An 18,738-nucleotide genomic window follows, 5' to 3' on the forward strand; every position below is an offset into this window, starting at 1 on the left:
CGTGGTGCGGGTCAGCCGGTGAAGCCGGCCGTGATCGAGGTGAACTGCCAGTTGTTCTGGGCGATTCCGGAGCAGGTCTCGACCACGCCGCCGCCGGGGCAGGGGCGGTCGCGGTTGACCGACCAGAAGGCCAGCCGGGCGGTGTGGTGCGCGTTGGACCAGTCGCGGATCCTGGTCCAGATGTCGACGCCGGTCACCTCCTGCTGGTCGCTGAGACCGTTCATGCCGGAGATGCCGAGGTGGGCGTACGCGGTCGCGTCGTCCCAGCCGAAGACGGACTTGAGCTTGGTCTTGAGGCCCTCGGCCGCGCCGATGGTGCTGCCGTACATGTCGGCGCCGCCGCCGAAGTCGAACGGCATGACGGTGAATACGTCGATGTTGGCGTTCAGCGCCTTGGACTGCTCGATCAGCCGGTTGCCCCAGGAGGTCGGGCCGGTGGTCGAGGTGCCGAAGGTGAGGATGGTGCGCAGGCCCGGGTTGTTGGTCTTGACGATCTTCAGGGCGTTGATGATGCGGTCCTGGACGGTGGCGTTCTCGAACTCGTCGCTGTTCTCGATGTCCACGTCGATCGCCTTCAGCCCGTAGGCGTCGATCACCTTCTGGTAGGCACCGGCCAGCGCCTCGGGGGTCGAGCAGTTCGGGCCGAGCTTGTTGCCGCTCCAGCCGCCGATGGACGGGACGACGTCGCCGCCGGCCGCCCGGATCGCGGCGATGGTGGACTGGTCCACACCGCCGAGCAGCGGGCGCTGGCTGTCCCAGGCCGGGTTGCAGCCGTTCTGGGCCAGGATGAACGCCATGGTGAACCACTTGATGCCGGTCGCGCTCATCACCGTTGCGGGAGCCGGTGGTTCGCCCCAACCGAGGTAGAGGTACGGCGCGGCCTGCTTGAAGCCGGGCGGCGGCGGGGTCCCGTTGTCGGTGGTGACCGGGACCGGCGCGGAGGCGGCGGAGGTGTTGCCCGCCAGGTCCCGGGCCTTCACGGTGAAGGAGTAGGCGGTGGCCGGGTTGAGGCCGGTGACGGTGGCCGAGGTGCTGGTGCCGCCGACCGTGGTGGCCAAGTTGCCGCCCTGGTAGACGTCGTAGGCGGTGACGCCGACGTTGTCGGTGGAGGCCGTCCAGGAGAGCGAGACCGTGCTGGAGGTTTTGCCGGTGGAGGCCGGGTTGGCCGGAACGGTCGGCGCCACGGTGTCGCTGCTGCCGCCCGGGCCGTCCAGGCTGATGTCGTCCGCGTAGTAAGTCCCCTGCCCGTACCAGCCGTTCAGGTAGATCTGGGCGCTGGTCTGGCTCGCTCCGGTGGTGAACGAGACGGAGAGCTTGGTGTAGGCGGTGGCGGACGGCGTCCAGGTGGAGGTGCCGCCGGTGACGCCGAGGTAGACGTAGCTGCCCCGGACCCAACCGCTCAGCGTGTAGGCGGTGTTGGGCTGGACGGCGACGGTCTGCGTGCACTTGGCGTTGTCACTCGCGCTCGCGGCACCCGCCAGGGCCTTGGAGCCGCCGTGCACCGGGCTGCTCACCACCGAGCCGAGTCCGCCGGAGCAGGACCACCCGGAGAGCGTGCCGGTCTCGAAGCCGGGGTTGGTCAGCAGATTGGCGGCCTGCGCGGTGGTGGGGGCGGTCAGCGCCGCCGCGGCGGCGAGGACGGTCGCGCCCAGGCCGGAGAACAGCCGGGTTCGGGTTCGGGACCGGGGTCCGGGTCGAGTGCGCAAGGGGAGTACCTCCAGTGGGGGATGGGTGGTACATCGTTGACGGTGCGTCAGTCGATGGGAGTGCGGGCCCGGTTGCTGCCGGGACCGTCGGCTGGACGGCGCCGCGCCAAATGGTATGGACCTGTTGACTCGTTGGTCCAGTCCTCTTACATTGCGAAAACAAGCCGACCCCCGACCGGACGGCCCGCACGGTTCTGCGCACACCTGTCAGGCACCCCCACACCAACAGGAGAACCATGTCCGGATATCTCAGACGTCGGCTGCCCGCTCTGCTGGGCGCACTGCTGCTGCCCGTGGCCGCGTTCACCACCCTCGCCGCCCCGCCCGCCCATGCGGCCGGGAAGCTCACCGCCGCCTTCAGCTCGGCCGACAACGGCTCGTGGTGGAAGGGCACCCTGGTGGTCCGCAACGACAACGCCACCGCCGTGACCGGCTGGACCCTGGAGTTCGACCTCCCGACCGGTGTCACCATCAGCAGCAGCTACAACGGCGAGGCGACCGTGACCGGCCGTCACGTGGTCGCCAAGAACGCGTACTACAACGCGACCGTGGCCGCGAAGAGCACCACCGAGCCCTACAGCTTCTGGTTCGTCGCCACCGGCCCGATCGCCGCCCCCACCGGCTGTACGGTCAACGGCGACAAGTGCGACGGCACCCCCGACCTACCGCCCGGTGCCCCCGGGAAGCCGTCGGTGGTCGCCGTGACGACCCGTTCGGTGGCGCTGAGCTGGGCGGCCGCCGGTGCCGGGGACTACCCGGTCGCCTCGTACGAGATCCTCAACGGGGCGGTGGTGGTCGGCACTTCGACCGGCACCTCGGGCACCGCGACCGGGCTGAGCCCGGCCACGTCGTACAACCTGACCGTGCGGGCCAAGGACAGCCGCGGCAATCCCGGCCCGGCCGGCCCGCCGGTCGCGGTGACCACGACCGACCCGGCGAGCGATCCGGTGCCGCCCACGGCGCCGACCAACCTGCGGGCCACCACGGTCACTTCGTCCGCCGTCACGCTGGCCTGGAACCCCGCCACCGACGACGTCGGCGTGGTCTCGTACGACGTCTACCAGGGTGGCGTGCCGGTGCAGAGCGTGACCGGCACCTCGGTAACGGTCAACTCGCTGGCTCCGGCCACGAGTTACGTGTTCACCGTGCGAGCCAGGGACGCGGTGGACAACCTGTCGCCGCCGTCGGCGCCGCTGGCCATGACCACCGGGGACCTGGCCGGAGCCGGAAAGTACACCCGGGTCGGCTACTTCACCCAGTGGGGCATCTACGGACGCCAGTACTTCGTGAAGAACCTGGACACCTCGGGCACGGCCGCCAAACTGGACGTCATCAACTACGCCTTCGAGAACATCGACCCGGTCAACCTGACCTGCCTGGCCGGCGTCACCAAGGGCACCACCGCCAACCCGCAGGACCCCGACCAAGGGACCGGTGCCGGCGACGCGGACGCCGACTACGGGCGGGCGTTCAGCGCGGCCCAGTCGGTGGACGGCGTGGCCGACGACGGCTGGGGCAAACTCCGGGGCAACCTCAACCAGTTGAAGAAGCTCAAGGCCAAGTACCCACACCTGAAGGTGGTGGTCTCGCTCGGCGGCTGGACGTACTCCAAGTACTTCTCCGACGTGGCGGCCACCGACGCCTCCCGGCAGAAGTTCGTGAAGTCCTGCATCGACGTCTGGATCAAGGGCAACCTGCCCGCCTACAACGGCGCCGGCGGTGACGGCGTGGCCGCCGGGATCTTCGACGGCATCGACCTGGACTGGGAGTGGCCCGGCTCGCCCGACGGCCACGCCGGAAACCACTGGAGCGTCAACGACAAGGCCGACAACACCGCGCTGCTGGCCGAGTTCAGGAAGCAGCTCGACGCGCTGGGCGGCTCGCACCGGCTGCTCACCGCTTTCACGCCTGCGGACCCGGCCAAGATCAACCAGGGCTGGGACTTGTCGAGGATCTTCAGCTACCTGGACATCGCGAACGTGCAGGGGTACGACTTCCACGGCGCGGGCAGCGACAACTCCTGGGAGCCCAACCGGACCGGCCATCAGGCCAATCTGTACGCGGACACCCAGGATCCGTACGGCGTGAAGTTCAGTACGGACGCGGCGGTGCGGACCTACCTGGACGCCGGGGTGAACCCGCGCAAGCTCACCATCGGCCTGCCGTTCTACGGGCGGGGCTGGCAGGGCGTCACCGATGGGGGAGTGAAGGGCGAGTGGCAGGCCGCGACGGGTGCGGCGCCGGGTCAGTTCGCGGAGGAGGCGGGCACGCGAGGGTACAACAACCTGCTGACGACCTTCCCTGGGCTGACGGTGCTGCACGACGAGCAGTCGGTGTCGGCGTACGCCTACACCGGGGCGGGCGGCCAGTGGTGGACCTTCGACGACCCGTGGTCGATCGGGAAGAAGGCCGCCTACGTGAAGTCCAAGGGGCTGCTGGGCGCGATGATCTGGGAGATGTCCGGTGACACCGCGGGCGGAGCCCTGATCACGGCACTCGACAACGGCCTGAAGTGACGGAGGTCGTGCCGGTCCGGCCGACGGGTGTCGGGACGGACCGGCACGACCAACAGGGCGTCCGAAGCCGCCGGTTCAGCGGAGGTCGGGTCCGCCCGCCTCGGCTAGCTCGCCGAGCACGCTGATCGCCTCGTCGGCGTCGTCCGGAGCGTCCGGGCCGATGTCGGGGAACGATCCGGATCCTTCCTCGTCACCGAGCTGCGGGTACTTCTCGAGGAGGAACCGCCGCCGGTACGCCATGTCGGCGGCGTCGACGATCCCTTCCAGCGTGGTCCAGTTGAGGGTGCCTCCCACGATGATCCCGAACGCGGGCACGGCCTTGCCAAGTCCCTTCTTGGTCAGGCGAAAGCCGAACGCCTTCGCGAACCGCGCGGAGACCTGGGTGACAACCGACCCGTTCAGGACGTCCCACGTCTTGCCGCGGACGAGTGCCTGGGTGAGCCGCGAGATGTCCGCCATCGCAGCGCTCTTGGCGGTGGCCGACGTTGCCGTCCCCGCGTTGACGACCGACATCACGAAGAGCTTCTCGACCGGCTCTTCGGGGTCGTAGCCGTAGAGCAGGGAGATCTGGCCGACGGAGCGGGACGCGAGACCGAGGACGACTGCGGCGTCGGCGGCGAAGGCGCCGACGATCGCACCTCCCGAAGGCGCTGCCGCGGCCCCGGCGGAGGCGGCGGTGGCGAGCTGACCTCCGGAGATCACAAGCCCTGCGCCCGCTCCCGAAAGCGCTGCACCGGCCGGGTAGTACCAACTCGCTGCCCGCCCGCGGACAGCGTCGATCTGTTCGAGGTCGAGGCGGCGCAGGTCGAACAGCGAGGCAACGTCGTGCCCGCGCTTCGTGTGGAGCGCCACCACCCGCTTGGAGGAGAGTCCCGCTCGCGAGATCCGTCCCACCGTCTGCCGCACGGACTGAAAAGCCGTGCCGCTCCAGTCGGGGAGGGCGTCGGCGGCTCCGCGAGCCCCGGCGCCGACCTTGTCAGCGCCCTTGGCGACGATTCCCTGTCCACGCGAGACCGCCGACTGGGCCCGGGGATGGTTCGCCAGGTACTTGGTGGCACGCTTGCCGATCTCCGCAGTGCCGCTGGCCACTTGCTCGCCGGCGCTCCTCATTATTCGTGACAGTGCGCGGCCCTTGAACCGTTGGATGTCACGCCATGCCGAGAGCTCGTACTCCGAGGGGTCTGCCACGGCGCGATTGTAGTGGGCAGGGCTGCCGCGCAGCTCACGAACTGTCAGCTCCGCGCTCGGGGGACCGCAGCAAGCAGGTACCGGCGCGTCAACTTGTTGGGTCGGTGATCACCCCCGGGCCGGAGCCGCCGAGGGCGTGCGGCGCTTGCCGGGAGGCATACGAGTGCCTGGCGGGCGCTGTTCGTGGTGGGAGGATCGCGCCACGGTCGGCATGGTGCCGGCCGTGGAGGAGGAGCACAGTGCCTGAGCTGGACGAGTACGGGGACGACCAGACCGAACTGATCGTCAAGAAGGTGGGTGGCGCCACGGAGGAGGACTCAGCGGCTGACGGCCAGGAGGAAGCCGACCAGCAGGTCCAGACCCGGTCGAGCATGATGGAGCAGGGTCAGTCGTAGCGAGGTGGGCGAGGCGCGGTCGCTTCGGTGGAGTCACGGGAGTTGACGATTCGTCAGGTCTTGCCGAAGGCGGCGCGGGTCTCCGCGACGAGGGCGCCGGCCTCGGCGACGGTGGCCGTCAGGGATTCGGCCGTGGTGCCGGGGGCTCCCAGGAGGCGGTGGACCCGGGGGCCGAAGTCGGGTGGGGCGCTCGGGAGGGTTTCGGCGACGGGGAGGGCGCCCTTCTCGTTGAGGCACCAGCGTCGGGCGTGGGCGTGCATCGCTTGGACGAGCACGCCCACGGCGCGGGAGAGGCAGAGGGAGACGTACAAGGTGTCGGCGCGAGTGGCGCCCTTCGCTGCGGCGGCGAGCAGGAACTCGGCCTCCCAGGCGCCCGCTGTCAGGGCCTCGCGCAGGGGTTCGGGGTAGGTCATGGTGCGGTGCTGAAGGTCTGTCAGTTCGCCGGTCGGGTCGGCGAGGATCTGGCCGAGGGCGACCTCGCCCGGATAGCAGGGGGACCAGAAGCCGAGGGGGTGGCCGGCCTGGATGCCCACCTCGTAGCGGCCTTCGCGGCAGTCGGCCCAGACCTGGGAGACACGGTCGAGGTCGCGCAGGATCCAGTCGACCGCCGTGCCGTCGGCGGCGCGGAGCCAGGCGCCGCCGTTGACCCAGGGGCCCCAGCCGCCCGGGGCGGTCACCTCGACCGAAGGGCCGGCCAGGGTGCGCAGGGCGGCGAGGTCGAGTTCGCCACGGTAGTAGATGCCGAGGTCCCAGTCGGAGTCCGGGCGGTGTTCGCCACGGGCCCGGCTGCCGCCGAGCAGGACGCCGACCACGCCTGGTGCCAGGGCCAGGCGATCGGCCGTCTCCTGAATGATCACCGGGTGAGTCTGGCAGGACGGCGGTGGGCAGGGCCAGGCAATTCCGGTGCTCAGGCCCGGTGGATCGAGTAGCCCTGTTCGGCTGCCCAGGCGGCGAGGTCGGCGGCGGTGCCGTACGTGGCGGCGAGGGCTACGGCCTGCTGGAGGACTGCTGCCCAGGCCTCGTACTGCTCGGCGGGCGACAGGCGGTCGAGGGCGACCTGTCCGTCCAGGTCGAGCCTCAGGCGCTCGGTCGCGCCTGCGCCTTGGATGAACCCTCCGGCGAAGGTCCCACCGCTCACGGTGTTGTGGACGGTGACGACGGTGGGCGGGGTGGCCGGTTCCGGCTGGCCCGAATCCCGTCTCCACTTCATCGGACGTTCCTCTCCCAGGGGCGGTGCTCCAGTCGGCGAGGTGCCGGTGGAGATCGGTGCGTGGTGCTCGGCGGTGCTGACCGCCGGAAGGTCTCAGGCGACACGCTAGGGCCAACAGGCCGCTGCCGTCGAGCAGATGGACGGAGTGGCGGCCATGGGGAGTCGGTCAGGCGGTCCGGAACGGATGCCCACAGTTGTGAGATATGACCTGTGACATTGTTCTGATGGCCATTCGGTGGCAGGATGCACGCCACGTCCCCGCTTGTCCCGCCTGATGCTCCATGAGTGCCCCCCACAGGAAAAGGACTTGGCAGTGCGCCTGCGTACTTCGCTACCCACCCTCGCAGCCGGCGTCATAGCCGGCCTCGCCACGGTCGCCACTCTGCTCCCCACCTCCGCGATTGCCGCGCCCGGCCCGTCGGCCGGCAAGCCGGCGCCGGCCGCAGCTGCGGCCTCCGCCGCCCCGAAGCCGGCCGGGCTGACCGCCTTCGCGGCCGACTCCGACCGGTTCGCCGAGCCCGCCGCCCCGTTGTCGCCGGCTCAGCTCAGCCAGGCCGCGATGGGTGAGCCGACCAGTACGGCGGCCGTGCAGACCGCCCCCCGCCCGGCCGAGAAGAAGGCCGGACTGGCTGCAGCCGCTGCTGCGCAGAGCTGTACCGCGGCGGACTTCAGCTCCCGTACCGGCGCCGACCTGGTCGCCTTCATCGAGAGCTCGACCACGGACTGCGTCAGCACGCTGTTCGACATCACCGGCACCCCCGCGGGCGGTGTCTTCAAGCAGTCGCAGATGCTGCCCGTCGCGGCCGCCTTCAAGAACCGCGCCGCCGCCTACACCGGCGACAACGCGAACAGCATCCTGCAGCTGGTGCTGTTCCTGCGGGCCGGCTACTACGTGCAGTCCAACAACGCCGGTGCGGTGGGCAGTTACGACGCCACGCTCACCGCCGCCGCCAAGGCGGGCATGGACACCTTCTTCGCCGGCGCGCGCTCGAAGGACGTCACGGACGCCAACGGCAACATCCTCAAGCAGGTGCTGATCTTCACCGACAGCGCCAACCTGCAGGGCAGTTACCTGGGCGTCTACAAGCAGGTCCTGAACGCCTACGACAACTCGTACAACGCCATCCCCTCGATGGTCAGCGCGGTCAACGCCCCGCTGCGGTACGCCCTTTGGCGGGGTAGCTGGAACCCGGACTTCGTCCAGGCGGTCAGTGCGGACCCGAGCATCACCACCACGCTCGCCAACTTCGCGATCAACCACCAGGACCTGCTCGGTGGGCCGAACGCCGCGCTCGACGTCAACGCCGGCAACGACCTGTCCCGGATGGCGGGCACCGGTGCCGCCGTCGAGGCCGCGGCCAAGCCGCTGGTGAAGCAGGTGCTGGACGCCAGCCCGATCCTCGGTCGGACCGGGCCGCTGTACGTCGGCACCGCCTACCAGGCGAACCAGTACAACCCGGCCAACTGCTCGTACTACGGCACCTGCAACCTGCCCGCGAAGCTGACCGCGGCCGTGCTGCCGAACCAGCTGGTCTGCGACAACCGCACGCTCCAGACCCAGGCGCTCTCGGCCGCCGAGCTGGCCGCGGTCTGCACCAGCCTGCGCGGTGAGGACACGTTCTTCCACAACCTGGTCAAGGACAACGGGCCGATCCCGAACCAGTACAACAAGACCGTCATCTTCGGGATCTTCGCCAACAAGACCGACTACACCACGTACTCCTGGGCCATCTACGGCAACTCCACCGACAACGGTGGCCAGACCGTGATGAACCCGACCGACCCGAACAACCAGGCCGTGACGGTGATGTACCAGAAGTCCTGGAACCTCAACGACACCGCCCGGGTGTGGAACCTGAACCACGAGTACACGCACTACCTCGACGGCATCTACGACATGAAGGGCAGCTTCAGCACCCAGACCTCCGTCCCGGACATCTGGTGGGTCGAGGGCGTCGCCGAGTACGTGTCGTTCACCTACCGCGGTGCGACCGACAACGACGCGATGGTCGAGGCGGGCAAGCACACCTACAAGCTGAGCACCATCTTCCAGAACACGTACGGCAATTCGGACTCGACCCGGGTCTACCCGTGGGGCTACCTCGCGGTGCGCTACATGTTCGAGAAGCACCCGAGCGACGTCCAGACTATGCTGGCCCGCTTCCGCGCCGGTGACTACGCCGGTGGCTACGCGGTCTACAACAACGTCGGCACCGGCTACGACGCCGACTTCGACGCCTGGCTGACCAACTGCGCGGCCGGCGCCTGCTACGCGCCCGGCCCGACGGCGCTGTTCGGCCAGTCGGTGAACGGCGGCACGGTCAGCCTGACGGACAAGTCCGTGCAGACCGGCGCCGGCCAGATCACCGCCTGGAACTGGACCTTCGGCGACGGGACCTCCTCGAACCTGCGGAACCCGAGCCACACCTACGCGGCCGCCGGCACCTACACGGTCGCCCTGACCGTCACGGACAACACCGGCCGGAGCGCCACCTCCCCGACCTCGGTCACCGTGCTCACCGGTGGCGGTCCCGTCACCCTGCCGGCCTGCACCGCGGCGCGTGCCGACGAGATGGGCCAGAACTGCTCGCGGGCCAACCGCGCGGCGACGGCGGGCAACAGCGACTACCTGTACGTCTACCTGCCGGCCGGCACCACCACGCTGAAGGTCACCACCTCCGGCGGCACCGGCACCGCGTTCCTCTACTACAACGCCAACACCTGGGCCTCGCCGAACGCGTTCACCGCGTCCTCGACCAGCCCGGGCACCACCCAGAGCATCACTGTCACCAACCCGACCGCCGGCTACCGGTACATCAGCCTGTACGCCAGCACCGACTTCAGCGGGGTCACGCTCAGCACGCAGTTCTGAGTCTCCGACACTGTCCGTTCCCTGCCCGGCAGTTGATCCCGACGGATCACTGCCGGGCAGGGCTGTTCAGCAGCCGTCGCAGGGACAGCAGCAGTCGCAGCCGTCACAGCCGTCGCAGTTGGAACAGACCTGGCAGCAGTCGCAGTCACAGCAGTCACCGCAGTCGCAGCCGTGCCGCTCGCAGAAGCCCTCGCGGCGCTCCCGGGACCACGGGTCGTTGTGGTCGCAGCAGAGCAGTTGGCAGCTGCACGCGAGCAGCGCCCACATCGCGCACCCGGCCAGCAGACCGCGTGATGTGGGCGGCTTCTCGGGGGCGGGGGCTCCCGGGGTCTCATGGTCGATCTGGTTGAAGACCCGGTCGACCGCGCGCCGGGTCTCGTGCACCAGTAGCCGGTGCGGCAGTGCCGAATCGGTGAACGCCACCTCGGCCAGGGCGAGTTGGATGCCGTGGGTGGCGTCCCGGCAGAGCCGTTCGGCCTCGGCGCGGGTGGTGCCGGTGGCGGTCAGGGGGTTCCAGGCGCCGTTCGCGTCGTCCTCGGCCTGGTCCTCGGCGGCGTCCAGCAGGTGGGCCAGTCGGCCGAACAGCCGGCCCGCCTCGTGCAGGGCGGCCGCGTTGCCCGGGCGGCCGGCGAGGACGGCGGTGTGGGCGGTGGCCGCGGCGGTGGCGGTCTCGGTCGGTTCGGTGAGGGTCAGCAGCGGACTGCCCGCCGTCGCCGTCCGTTCCAACTCGCCCTGCCGGTCCGCCGCTTCGAGCAGGACGGCGGTGTCGAAGCCGATGCGGTCACCGGCCCGGCCGCTCTGCCGGTCCCAACGCCGGGTCACCGCACGGGCGGTGCTCGCCACCGGTCGGCGGGCGAACACCCCGTCACCGTCCAGGACATGGTCACGCACCTTGGCCGAGGCGAGCGCGAGCGAGACGGTCGCCGCCAGCCGGGCGCCCTCGCCGTCGGCGACCTGGGCGCCGCGCATCCCGCGCAGCGGGCAGGGGCCGGCCTGGCGGCGGCTGGGCGCGGACTGCGCCTCGACCAGCACCGAGATGACCAGGCCGTCGTAGTTCGTGGCGGTCCGGGCCAGCTGGCCGTGGCCGTCCCGCAGGGCCAGGCAGAGCCCGCAGAGGTGGGCGAGCCAGGCGGCCCGCAGTGGTTCGGGCAGGCTGTGCCGACACGGTCTGATGATCCCGAACATCCAGTCCCCCTGTGTTGTGGTCCGGGAGCATGGTACGGGTGGGGTCAGCCGGTCAGGTAGCCGCCGGGCTCGGCGGTGAAGAGCGGGCCGTCGGGGCCGAGGATCTGCCAGGGGTGTTCGGCGGTGTCCGGGGGGACGACGAGCCGGCGGCCGCTGTCGAAGGCGAGTTCCAGGCCGCCGGCCGGGCTGACCACGGCTCCGGTCAGGTGGCTTCCGGTCAGCACGGCGAGGCCGCCGCTCACGCCGGTGCCGAGCTGCGGGTAGAAGTGCTCCACGCCGCCGGCGGCCAGCAGCCGGAAGTCGCTGTCGATCAGGACGGAGACCGCCCCGGACAGCTCCAGCCAGAGGCCGGTGCCTGCCCGGACCCGCTGGACCTGACGGCCCGCCAGTAGCTCGGCGATCGACTCGGTCATCGGGTGTGCCTCCTGGAGCTCGGTGCGCCCCTCCATTCTGGTCCGCTGACCTGCCCGCGTCACGTACCTCGGCCGGTGGTGCGACCGGGCCGGGGTCAGCGGCCCGAGATCCGGTCGGCCAGGCGGGCGATCGGGGAGGTGGTGGCGCGACCGGCGGCCTCCTGGCGGTCGGCCGCGTGGTAGGCGGCGTACAGGCCGTGCACGCCGAGCCAGCGCAGTGGTTCCACCTCCCAGCGGCGGACGGTGTGGCCCACCCAGGGGAGCTCGGTGAGGTCGGTTCGGTCGCCGAGGACCAGGTCGCGGAGGGTGCGGCCGGCCAGGTTGGTGGTGGTCACGCCGCTGCCGACGTAGCCGCCGGCCCAGCCCAGGCCGGTGGTGCGGTCGAGTTCGACGGTGGCGCACCAGTCCCGGGGGACGCCCAGGACGCCGGCCCAGGCCTGGTCGATCCGGGCCTCGGCGGTGCCGGGGAAGAACCGGTGCAGGATGTCCCGGAGCTGATCCACCGTCCGCTGCTGGGTGGAGCCGTCGGTGTCGGTCCGGGAGCCGTAGCGGTACGGGACGCCGCGTCCGCCGAGCGCGATCCGGTCGTCGGCGGTGCGCTGCGCGTACATGTAGGCGTGCGCGAAGTCGCCCAGCACCTCGTGGCCCTGCCAGCCGGTCTCCGCCCAGAACGAGGCCGGCAGCGGTTCGGTGACGATCATCGCGGAGTTCATCGGCAGCCAGGTCCGCCGCTCGCCGCGCAGCCCGGCGGTGAAGCCCTCGGTGGCGCGCAGCACGTAGTCGGCCGTGACCGTCCCGGTGGCCGTCTCGGCCCGGGCCCGGCGGCCCGGCGTGGCCGGGTGGATCGCCGTCACCTCGGTGCCCTCGTGGATCACCACGCCGAGTTCCTGCACCACCCGGGCCAGGCCCTGGGCCAGCTTCGCGGGCTGGATCCGGGCGCCGTGCGGCGTCCAGGTGCCGCCGAGCGCGCCGTCCACCCGGATCCGGGCGTTTGCCTCGGCTGCCGAGAGGACGGCCAACTCGTGTTCCCCGAAGGTGTGTTCCTCGGCCGCGAAGGCCCGGAGCCGGGTCAGCTGGGCGGGTGTCCTGGCCACCTCCAGTACGCCGCCCCGGGCGATGTCGGCGTCGATGCCCTCGGCGGCGGCGGTGTCCACCACCTCGCGGACCGAGTCGTCCATCGCCCGCTGCATCGCCCGGGCCCGGTCGGTGCCGTACCGGCGGGCGAACGCGCCGCGCCCGGCGAAGCCGTTGTACAGCCAGCCGCCGTTGCGGCCGGAGGCCCCGTAGCCGCAGACCCGCTGCTCCAGCACCGTCACCCGCAGGCCGGGGTCGGCTTTCTTGAGGTAGTACGCGGTCCACAGCCCGGTGTAGCCGCCGCCGACGATGCAGACGTCGACGTCCGTCCCGCCGGTGAGGCCGGGGCGCGGGGCGGGCAGTCCGATCGACGAATACCAGAACGACACACCGCCGTTGACGACGGGACTGCTGTCGTTGGAGCCCACGGGGACCTGCCTTCGTTTCGGTGACGTGCCCGGGAGGCTATCGTCCGGCGGAAGGCGGGGGCCACGGACAGAGTGCCACGCACCCCGGGCCCGATCCGGCACTCTGTCAGGCGGGCGGATCAGGGGTTGGGGGCCCAGCCCTGGAGGGTCGGGAAGACCTGGCCGGCGATCCGGAACAGCGCGGCGTCGTCCGGGGAGCCGAGGTCCTGCCGCCAGATGGTGATCTCGAAGGACCCGCCGTTGGCGTCGGCGCCCTTCGCGACCACCAGGTGCCGGGCGATGCCGCCGGGCTTGGCGGTGGTGTCCTTGCCGCTCAGGTTGAAGTCGAATGCGAGGGTGTGGTCGGAGTAGGTGGCGGCGGGGTGGCCGAGCAGCGACGTCGGCCGGGTCTGCGAGCCCCCGAAGGCGGTGGCGGTCTTGACCGAGAGGTCGTGGTTGTCGCTGATGCGTACGTGGGTCGAGCCGAGCTGCACCTCCGCCGAGGCGTCGTACACCACCGTGCCGCTCGCGAGGGTGATCGGGCCGCCGCCGGACTGGGCGATCACCACGGGGGTGTCCGGGGTGCCGAGCAGGGTCGGCAGGTCGGGGCGGTTGAGCGCGGCGCACAGGGCGGGGTACTCGGGTGCGTCGGTGGCCTTGGGCGGGCTGCACGCGGCGGGCTTGCCGTCGGCGGTCGTCGACCGGAACAGGCCCGCTGCCCACATGCCCCCGAGGACGGCGGCGGCCAGCGCCACGGCGGCCGCGGTCTGGAGGACGGCGCTCCGGGCGCCCTTGCCGGGCGCGTTGTCCGGCGGTCCGGCCACGACCGGAGCCGGGACTGCGTCAGTTTCCATACCGATCCCCCTGTGTCGGTCCACCGCGTCGGTGCGGTGACGTCGAGCGAAGGTACCAGGGGGCGTTACCGGTCGGTAAGTAGTGGAGCGGCCGCCGGTTCAGGTGCACCAGAACAGGAAGCGGTTGCAGGTGGGGGAGGCCGAGGGGCGGGGTGTCGCCGGTGGGGCGGAGGTCGGCGCGGCGGAGGACGGGGCCGGGGCCGGCGGTGCGCTGGCCGGGCCGGAGGCGGCGGGGGAGGCGGGGCCGGTGGACGGGCCGGCGCTGGGCCGGGTACTGCTCGGCTTGGCGGTGGCCGAGGGGGAGGGTCTGGTGCTGGACGCCGCCGCGGAGGGGGCGTGGGTCGGCGTGGCGGAGCCGGTGGGTGCGGCGGTCGGCCGGTCCTGACGGGGCGTGGGCTCGGCCGAGTTCGGGCTGGGCAGCAGGGCGAGCACCCCGGCGCCGCCGACGGCCAGCGCCAGGGCGGTGGCCGCGATCACGGGGCCGCGGCTACGGCGCCGACGGCGGGAGACGGCGCGGGGTACGGCGGCGGGCGCGGTGTCCGTACGGGGCGCGGCGACGGGTGCGGTGGCCGAGGCCGGTGCTCCGCAGCCGGGACAGGACAGGGCGCCGTTGAGGTGTCGGTGGCAGGGGGCGCAGTAGTCCATTGCTGGACCCTAGGCACGGCACTCGAACGGCCGACAGGTGTCACGTGTGAGGCTTTCGGAGAGATCCGGTGTTCACGGGCAAGTTGCTTGAAGGGCAGGGGAGTTGACGAATGGATTGGCAGAGGCGTTCCGGTTGACGTGCACATGGGGCGGACGGATGGTGGTGCTCAGCAGCAAGTCCCGAGCCCCCACGAGGGAGACACCGCTATGAGGAACCGCCGTCCCGCCGTCCTGCTCGCCGCCGCCGCGATGCTGGTCACCGGCTCCGCACTCGCTCTGCCGTCCGCCGCCGTCGCCCGCGCCACCCCGGCCGGCGAGCAGGCCGCCGCCGTGGCCACCGCGCTCCAGCAGTCGCTGGGCGAGGAGCGCAGCGCCGGTTCCTATCTGGACGGGAGCGGCCGACTGGTCGTCACCGTCACGGACCAGTCCGCCGCGCAGCAGGTCCGGGCGACCGGGGCGGTGGCGCAGCTGGTGACCCGCAGCGGCGCGCAGCTGGCCGCCGCGACCGCCGAACTGGACCGCTCCGCCGCCGTCCCCGGCACCGCCTGGTCGGTCGACCCGGTCACCAACCAGGTGCTGCTCTCGGTGGACGAGAGCGTCAACGGCGCCAAGCTGTCCCAGGTCACCGAGGCCGCGCAGCGGCTGGGCGCGGCCGTCCGGGTGGAGCAGGTGGCCGGACGGTTCAGCACCAAGCTGGCCGGCGGTGACGCGATCTACGGCGGCGGCTACCGCTGCTCGCTGGGCTTCAACGTGCGCAGCGGCAGCACGTACTCGTTCCTGACGGCCGGTCACTGCGGAAACGCGGTGAGCTCCTGGTACACCAGCCAGAGCCAGACCACCAAGCTCGGCAACACCACCAACTCCCGCTTCCCGGGCGACGACTTCGCCATCGTCCGGTACACCGACGGCTCGACCCCGCCGTCCTCGGTCGACCTGTACAACGGCAGCACCCGCCGGATCACCGCCGCGAGCACCCCCGCCGTCGGCGCGACCGTCTACCGCAGCGGCAGCACCACCAAGGTGCACAGCGGCCAGGTCACCGCGCTGAACGCCACGGTCAACTACGCCGAGGGCAGCGTCCGCGGCCTGATCCGCACCACGGTCTGCGCCGAGCCGGGCGACAGCGGCGGCGCGCTGTACTCCGGCAACACCGCGCACGGCCTGACCTCGGGCGGCAGCGGCAACTGCTCCAGCGGTGGGACCACGTTCTTCCAGCCGGTGGTGGAGGCGCTCAGCGCGTACGGGGTCAGCGTCTACTGACGCCTCGTTTGCACAGCTCGGAGGGCCGACCCCGCCTCGCGTGGGGTCGGCCCTCCGGCGGTCAGGGGGCTCAGGCCGGAGCCGGTGCGGACTCCTGCACCTGCGCGTAGGGCGCGAGTTTCCTGATCGAATCGATGCTCTTCATGCACTGTTCCTTGGTCTCGTGCGGGTCGCTGGTGATCACCACCACGCCGTTCGCCGCCTTGAGCCGGAACCGGTGCACACCGGACGTGTCGGTGTAGAGCTCGAACTTCCCTGCCATCGGAAATACACCTCTCGCTTGGGTAGGCCCCCTCCTGACGCACCGTAGGACGGCCGTCGGCGGGCTGCATGCCGAGCCGCGCGTTCGGGTGGACGCACCGTGGCCCCGGCGCTACGCCTCCTCCGAGGGTGGGAACGGGTGGAGCAGGCCGAGCTCGTCGAGGAGTTCCCGGCCGATCGGGGTGGGCTGGGCCAGCGGGCCGGACGCCTTCGGGGGGCGGCCCCGGAGGCCGGCGCCGCGGGCCAGGCCGGCCGGGTTGCTGACCGGGGGGAGCTGGAAGTGCCGCCAGCCGGGGGTGCGGCCGTGCTGGGTGACCTCGAACAGGTCGGGCTTCCGCCAGGCGACGAAGGTCCAGGCGCCGGTCTCGTCGTCGATCGCCCAGGCGCCGATCGGGCCGTTGAGGCCGGTCCGGCCCACCGCGTCGAGGGCGGCCCGGGTCAGGTCGCTCCAGTGGCCGTGGACGGACAGCAGGCGTGGGGAGTGCTTCCGCGCGGTCGAGTCGGGCTCGGCGTCGAGCTCGTGGACGGCCCGGGTGACGGGATCCCGCAGGATGCCGTTGGCGAGTTCCAGCACGTGGTCCACGTCCACCATGACCCCGAACGCTCCGGCCAGTTCCGGCGAGACGTAGCCGGTGATCCGGTCGGGCTCGGCGGCCGGCAGCAGTGGCCCGAGCGACTCGGCCAGCTGCTCGTAGCGGGTCCGGTCGGCCCCGTCGGTGGCCTGGAAGTCGAGTACGGCCAGCACCACGGCGGCCAGGCTCGCGGCGGCCTCCGCCTCGTCGTCCGCCAGCCGGTCCGGATCCAGGGCGCCCAGCGGCTGGACGGCCCCCGTGAGCAGGCCGTACCAGGACCGGTCGCCGGCCGGCCAGGAACCCCGGGCCTTGAACTCGAGGAGCAGGCGGATCGTCAGGAGACGCGGGACCAGCGGCAGAGCGGCCGAGGTCCGGCCGAACCGGACCGCGAGGCGGCGGCGAAGGTCGTGGACCTTCTCCTCGTCGGCGCCGTCGGCAGCCTCCTCCGGCCCGAGCACGTCGGACGAGGTCCGCCCCGCGAGTGGGCCGAGCTCGATCCCCGCCGCGGACTCGTCTGCCGTTCCGGTCTCCGCTTGCCGGCCGAGCGCGAAGCGCGTCAGCGGCAACCCGATCGACCCGTGGGCCGCTGTGGCGTCCGCTCCCGCGGCCGCCTCGTCGATCGCCTGCACCTGGCGGACCAGGTCCTCCAGCAGCTGATGGTGAACGAACAACTCGGCCGGTCGGACCGGCCGTTCCGCAGTTTTTCCCGCCGCTGCCGCGCCGCCGGCCGACCGATTCCCGGCCTGCCCGCCGCCGGTCACCGGAACGGTCTCCGAAGCCTCCCAGACACCCACTCGACTCCCCCTCGTCCGCGTCCTGCCCGAACCTCGTGTGGATCGTAACGCGGGTGGTGGCGACGCAGGCGGGGTGTCCGGTGTCGGACGCGGCGGGCAAAGGTGACGGCCGAGCAGCACCCGTTGGCTCAGGGCCGCTGCCGGCGTCGACCCCGAGAGGCTTTCGGATTGCTGGGATTCCGTCAGTTCGGCGCTCTGGAAGAAGAATTGGTGACGTCGGAATATCGGCCGGGTGCGACCGGGGCGCGATCCGGTGCGGCGCTCGTATGATCGTGGCCGCTCTCGGCGCGGCCGGGTGACGGGGCGGAGTCGAGTGGCTGAGGGGGCGTCACCATGTGGTTCGCCGGAGTGGGTCTGACCAGGGACGGTTACCGGATCGCCGTGGTGGACGGCGAGGGGCGCCCGGTCGGCGCGGCCGAGCGGTACGAACGGTGCGCCCAGCAGCGGCCGGTGGCGCGGCTGGCGGAGCTGGCCGGGCGGGCGCCGGACGGCCTGACGGTGGTGGTCGACAGCGCCGGCGGACTGCTGGACGGTCTGCTCGCGACGGCCGGCCTGGACGTCCGGCGGGCCGATCCGCACCTGCTGGTGGACGGCCGGAACACGGCGGAGGAACTGGCCGGGGTGGGGCAGGCCCGGTTCGGTGCGCTGGTCCCGCTGCCGCCCGGCAGTTGGATCATGACGGGCCGGGAGCAGGAGGTGAGTGCGGCCGAGGCCGCCGCCGGGCCGGTGGAGCGGCGGCTCGCCGCCGAGGGACGGTGCCTGCTGGGCGGCGGCGAGGACAGCGAGCCGACGGTGGCGCTCACCTTTGACGACGGCCCGCACCCCGAAAACACCCAGCGGGTACTGGAGTTGCTGCGCCGCCACGACGTCCGGGCCACGTTCTTCTGCATCGGGCTGAACGCCCTGGCGCACCCCGCGCTGGTCCGCCGGATCGTCGAGGAGGGCCATCTGCTCGGCAACCACACCTGGTCGCACGCCTACCTGCCGGACCTCGGCCGGGAGGGGCTGCGGCAGCAGCTCGACTTCACCGCTGAGGTACTGGCGGAGGCGTCCGGTGTGGGGCAGCCGGTTCTGATGCGGCCTCCGTACGGCGGACGGAGCCCGCAACTGATGGAGCGGGTGGCCGACTTGGGGCTGACCACGGTGCTCTGGGACGTGGACACCGAGGACTGGGCGGAGCCCGGCGCGGAGGTGATCGCCGAACGGGTGCTGCGGCAGGTCCGGCCGGGTTCGGTGGTGCTGATGCACGACGGCGGCGGGGACCGCTCGCAGACCGTGGCGGCGCTGCCCCGGATCATCGACGGGCTGCGGCGGCGGGGCTACCGGTTCGTCACCCCCGCCGAACTGCTCACCGGGCGGCCGCGGACCGCCACCCGGTGAGCAGGT

The 18,738-nt window shown here is 71.7% G+C and carries 16 protein-coding genes; 5 read left to right on the plus strand and 11 right to left on the minus strand.

The features are described from left to right. Nucleotides 1–11: 11 nt before the first annotated feature. The gene (locus tag F4556_RS32200; RefSeq protein WP_184922461.1) at nt 12–1,706 is read right to left on the minus strand and encodes a carbohydrate binding domain-containing protein; all 1,695 of its coding nucleotides are present in this window, start codon (nt 1,704–1,706) and stop codon (nt 12–14) included. 236 nt (nt 1,707–1,942) lie between these two features. On the opposite strand from F4556_RS32200, the gene F4556_RS32205 reads away from it, so the two are divergent. Continuing rightward, nucleotides 1,943–4,222: a glycosyl hydrolase family 18 protein gene (locus F4556_RS32205; RefSeq protein ID WP_184922462.1), complete on the plus strand. Its 2,280-nt coding sequence runs from the start codon at nt 1,943–1,945 to the stop codon at nt 4,220–4,222. Between the two features lie 75 nt (nt 4,223–4,297). Here F4556_RS32205 and F4556_RS32210 read toward each other — a convergent pair whose 3' ends face one another. Beyond that, nucleotides 4,298–5,410: an EcsC family protein gene (locus tag F4556_RS32210; RefSeq protein ID WP_313068939.1), complete on the minus strand. Its 1,113-nt coding sequence runs from the start codon at nt 5,408–5,410 to the stop codon at nt 4,298–4,300. Between the two features lie 239 nt (nt 5,411–5,649). Between F4556_RS32210 and F4556_RS32215 the strand changes: the two genes are divergently transcribed. Further along, a complete protein-coding gene (locus F4556_RS32215) occupies nt 5,650–5,805 on the plus strand; it encodes a hypothetical protein (protein WP_184922463.1) in 156 nt (51 codons plus the stop codon). Nucleotides 5,806–5,858: 53 nt separating this feature from the next. Here F4556_RS32215 and F4556_RS32220 read toward each other — a convergent pair whose 3' ends face one another. Further along, complete coding sequence (locus F4556_RS32220) at nt 5,859–6,656, minus strand: nucleotidyltransferase domain-containing protein (protein WP_184925537.1); 798 nt, start codon at nt 6,654–6,656, stop codon at nt 5,859–5,861. A 56-nt stretch (nt 6,657–6,712) separates the two neighbouring features. Beyond that, complete coding sequence (locus F4556_RS32225) at nt 6,713–7,015, minus strand: hypothetical protein (protein ID WP_184922464.1); 303 nt, start codon at nt 7,013–7,015, stop codon at nt 6,713–6,715. A 313-nt stretch (nt 7,016–7,328) separates the two neighbouring features. Here F4556_RS32225 and F4556_RS32230 point away from each other — a divergent pair, with 313 nt between their 5' ends. Further along, the gene (locus tag F4556_RS32230) at nt 7,329–9,887 is read left to right on the plus strand and encodes a collagenase (RefSeq protein ID WP_184922465.1); all 2,559 of its coding nucleotides are present in this window, start codon (nt 7,329–7,331) and stop codon (nt 9,885–9,887) included. Nucleotides 9,888–9,953: 66 nt separating this feature from the next. Here the strand turns inward: F4556_RS32230 and F4556_RS32235 are convergent, their stop codons facing one another. From F4556_RS32235 to F4556_RS32255, 5 genes are all read right to left on the minus strand, one after another. Next, on the minus strand, nt 9,954–11,072 hold the full coding sequence (locus F4556_RS32235) for a DUF5685 family protein (RefSeq protein ID WP_184922466.1): 1,119 nt from the start codon (nt 11,070–11,072) through the stop codon (nt 9,954–9,956). A gap of 44 nt (nt 11,073–11,116) precedes the next feature. Then, nucleotides 11,117–11,485 carry a DUF6188 family protein gene (locus F4556_RS32240; protein ID WP_184922467.1) on the minus strand — a complete coding sequence of 123 codons (369 nt, stop codon included), beginning with the start codon at nt 11,483–11,485 and terminating at the stop codon, nt 11,117–11,119. A gap of 95 nt (nt 11,486–11,580) precedes the next feature. Further along, on the minus strand, nt 11,581–12,987 hold the full coding sequence (locus F4556_RS32245; protein ID WP_184922468.1) for an NAD(P)/FAD-dependent oxidoreductase: 1,407 nt from the start codon (nt 12,985–12,987) through the stop codon (nt 11,581–11,583). Nucleotides 12,988–13,106: 119 nt separating this feature from the next. Next, nucleotides 13,107–13,820: a DUF6215 domain-containing protein gene (locus tag F4556_RS32250; RefSeq protein ID WP_184922470.1), complete on the minus strand. Its 714-nt coding sequence runs from the start codon at nt 13,818–13,820 to the stop codon at nt 13,107–13,109. A gap of 99 nt (nt 13,821–13,919) precedes the next feature. Next, nucleotides 13,920–14,465 carry an SCO2400 family protein gene (locus tag F4556_RS32255; protein WP_184922472.1) on the minus strand — a complete coding sequence of 182 codons (546 nt, stop codon included), beginning with the start codon at nt 14,463–14,465 and terminating at the stop codon, nt 13,920–13,922. A 207-nt stretch (nt 14,466–14,672) separates the two neighbouring features. On the opposite strand from F4556_RS32255, the gene F4556_RS32260 reads away from it, so the two are divergent. Then, nucleotides 14,673–15,725 carry a S1 family peptidase gene (locus F4556_RS32260; protein ID WP_184922474.1) on the plus strand — a complete coding sequence of 351 codons (1,053 nt, stop codon included), beginning with the start codon at nt 14,673–14,675 and terminating at the stop codon, nt 15,723–15,725. A gap of 70 nt (nt 15,726–15,795) precedes the next feature. Here F4556_RS32260 and F4556_RS32265 read toward each other — a convergent pair whose 3' ends face one another. Together F4556_RS32265 and F4556_RS32270 are read right to left on the minus strand one after the other, a co-directional pair. After that, on the minus strand, nt 15,796–15,987 hold the full coding sequence (locus F4556_RS32265; protein WP_184922476.1) for a YegP family protein: 192 nt from the start codon (nt 15,985–15,987) through the stop codon (nt 15,796–15,798). 111 nt (nt 15,988–16,098) lie between these two features. After that, nucleotides 16,099–17,229, minus strand: a complete 1,131-nt coding sequence (locus F4556_RS32270) for a hypothetical protein (protein WP_184922478.1) — start codon at nt 17,227–17,229, stop codon at nt 16,099–16,101. A 456-nt stretch (nt 17,230–17,685) separates the two neighbouring features. On the opposite strand from F4556_RS32270, the gene F4556_RS32275 reads away from it, so the two are divergent. Next, nucleotides 17,686–18,732 carry a polysaccharide deacetylase family protein gene (locus F4556_RS32275; protein WP_184922480.1) on the plus strand — a complete coding sequence of 349 codons (1,047 nt, stop codon included), beginning with the start codon at nt 17,686–17,688 and terminating at the stop codon, nt 18,730–18,732. The last annotated feature ends 6 nt before the right edge of the window (nt 18,733–18,738 follow it).

The organism is Kitasatospora gansuensis (assembly GCF_014203705.1).
In the GTDB taxonomy this organism is placed as follows: Bacteria; Actinomycetota; Actinomycetes; order Streptomycetales; family Streptomycetaceae; genus Kitasatospora; species Kitasatospora gansuensis.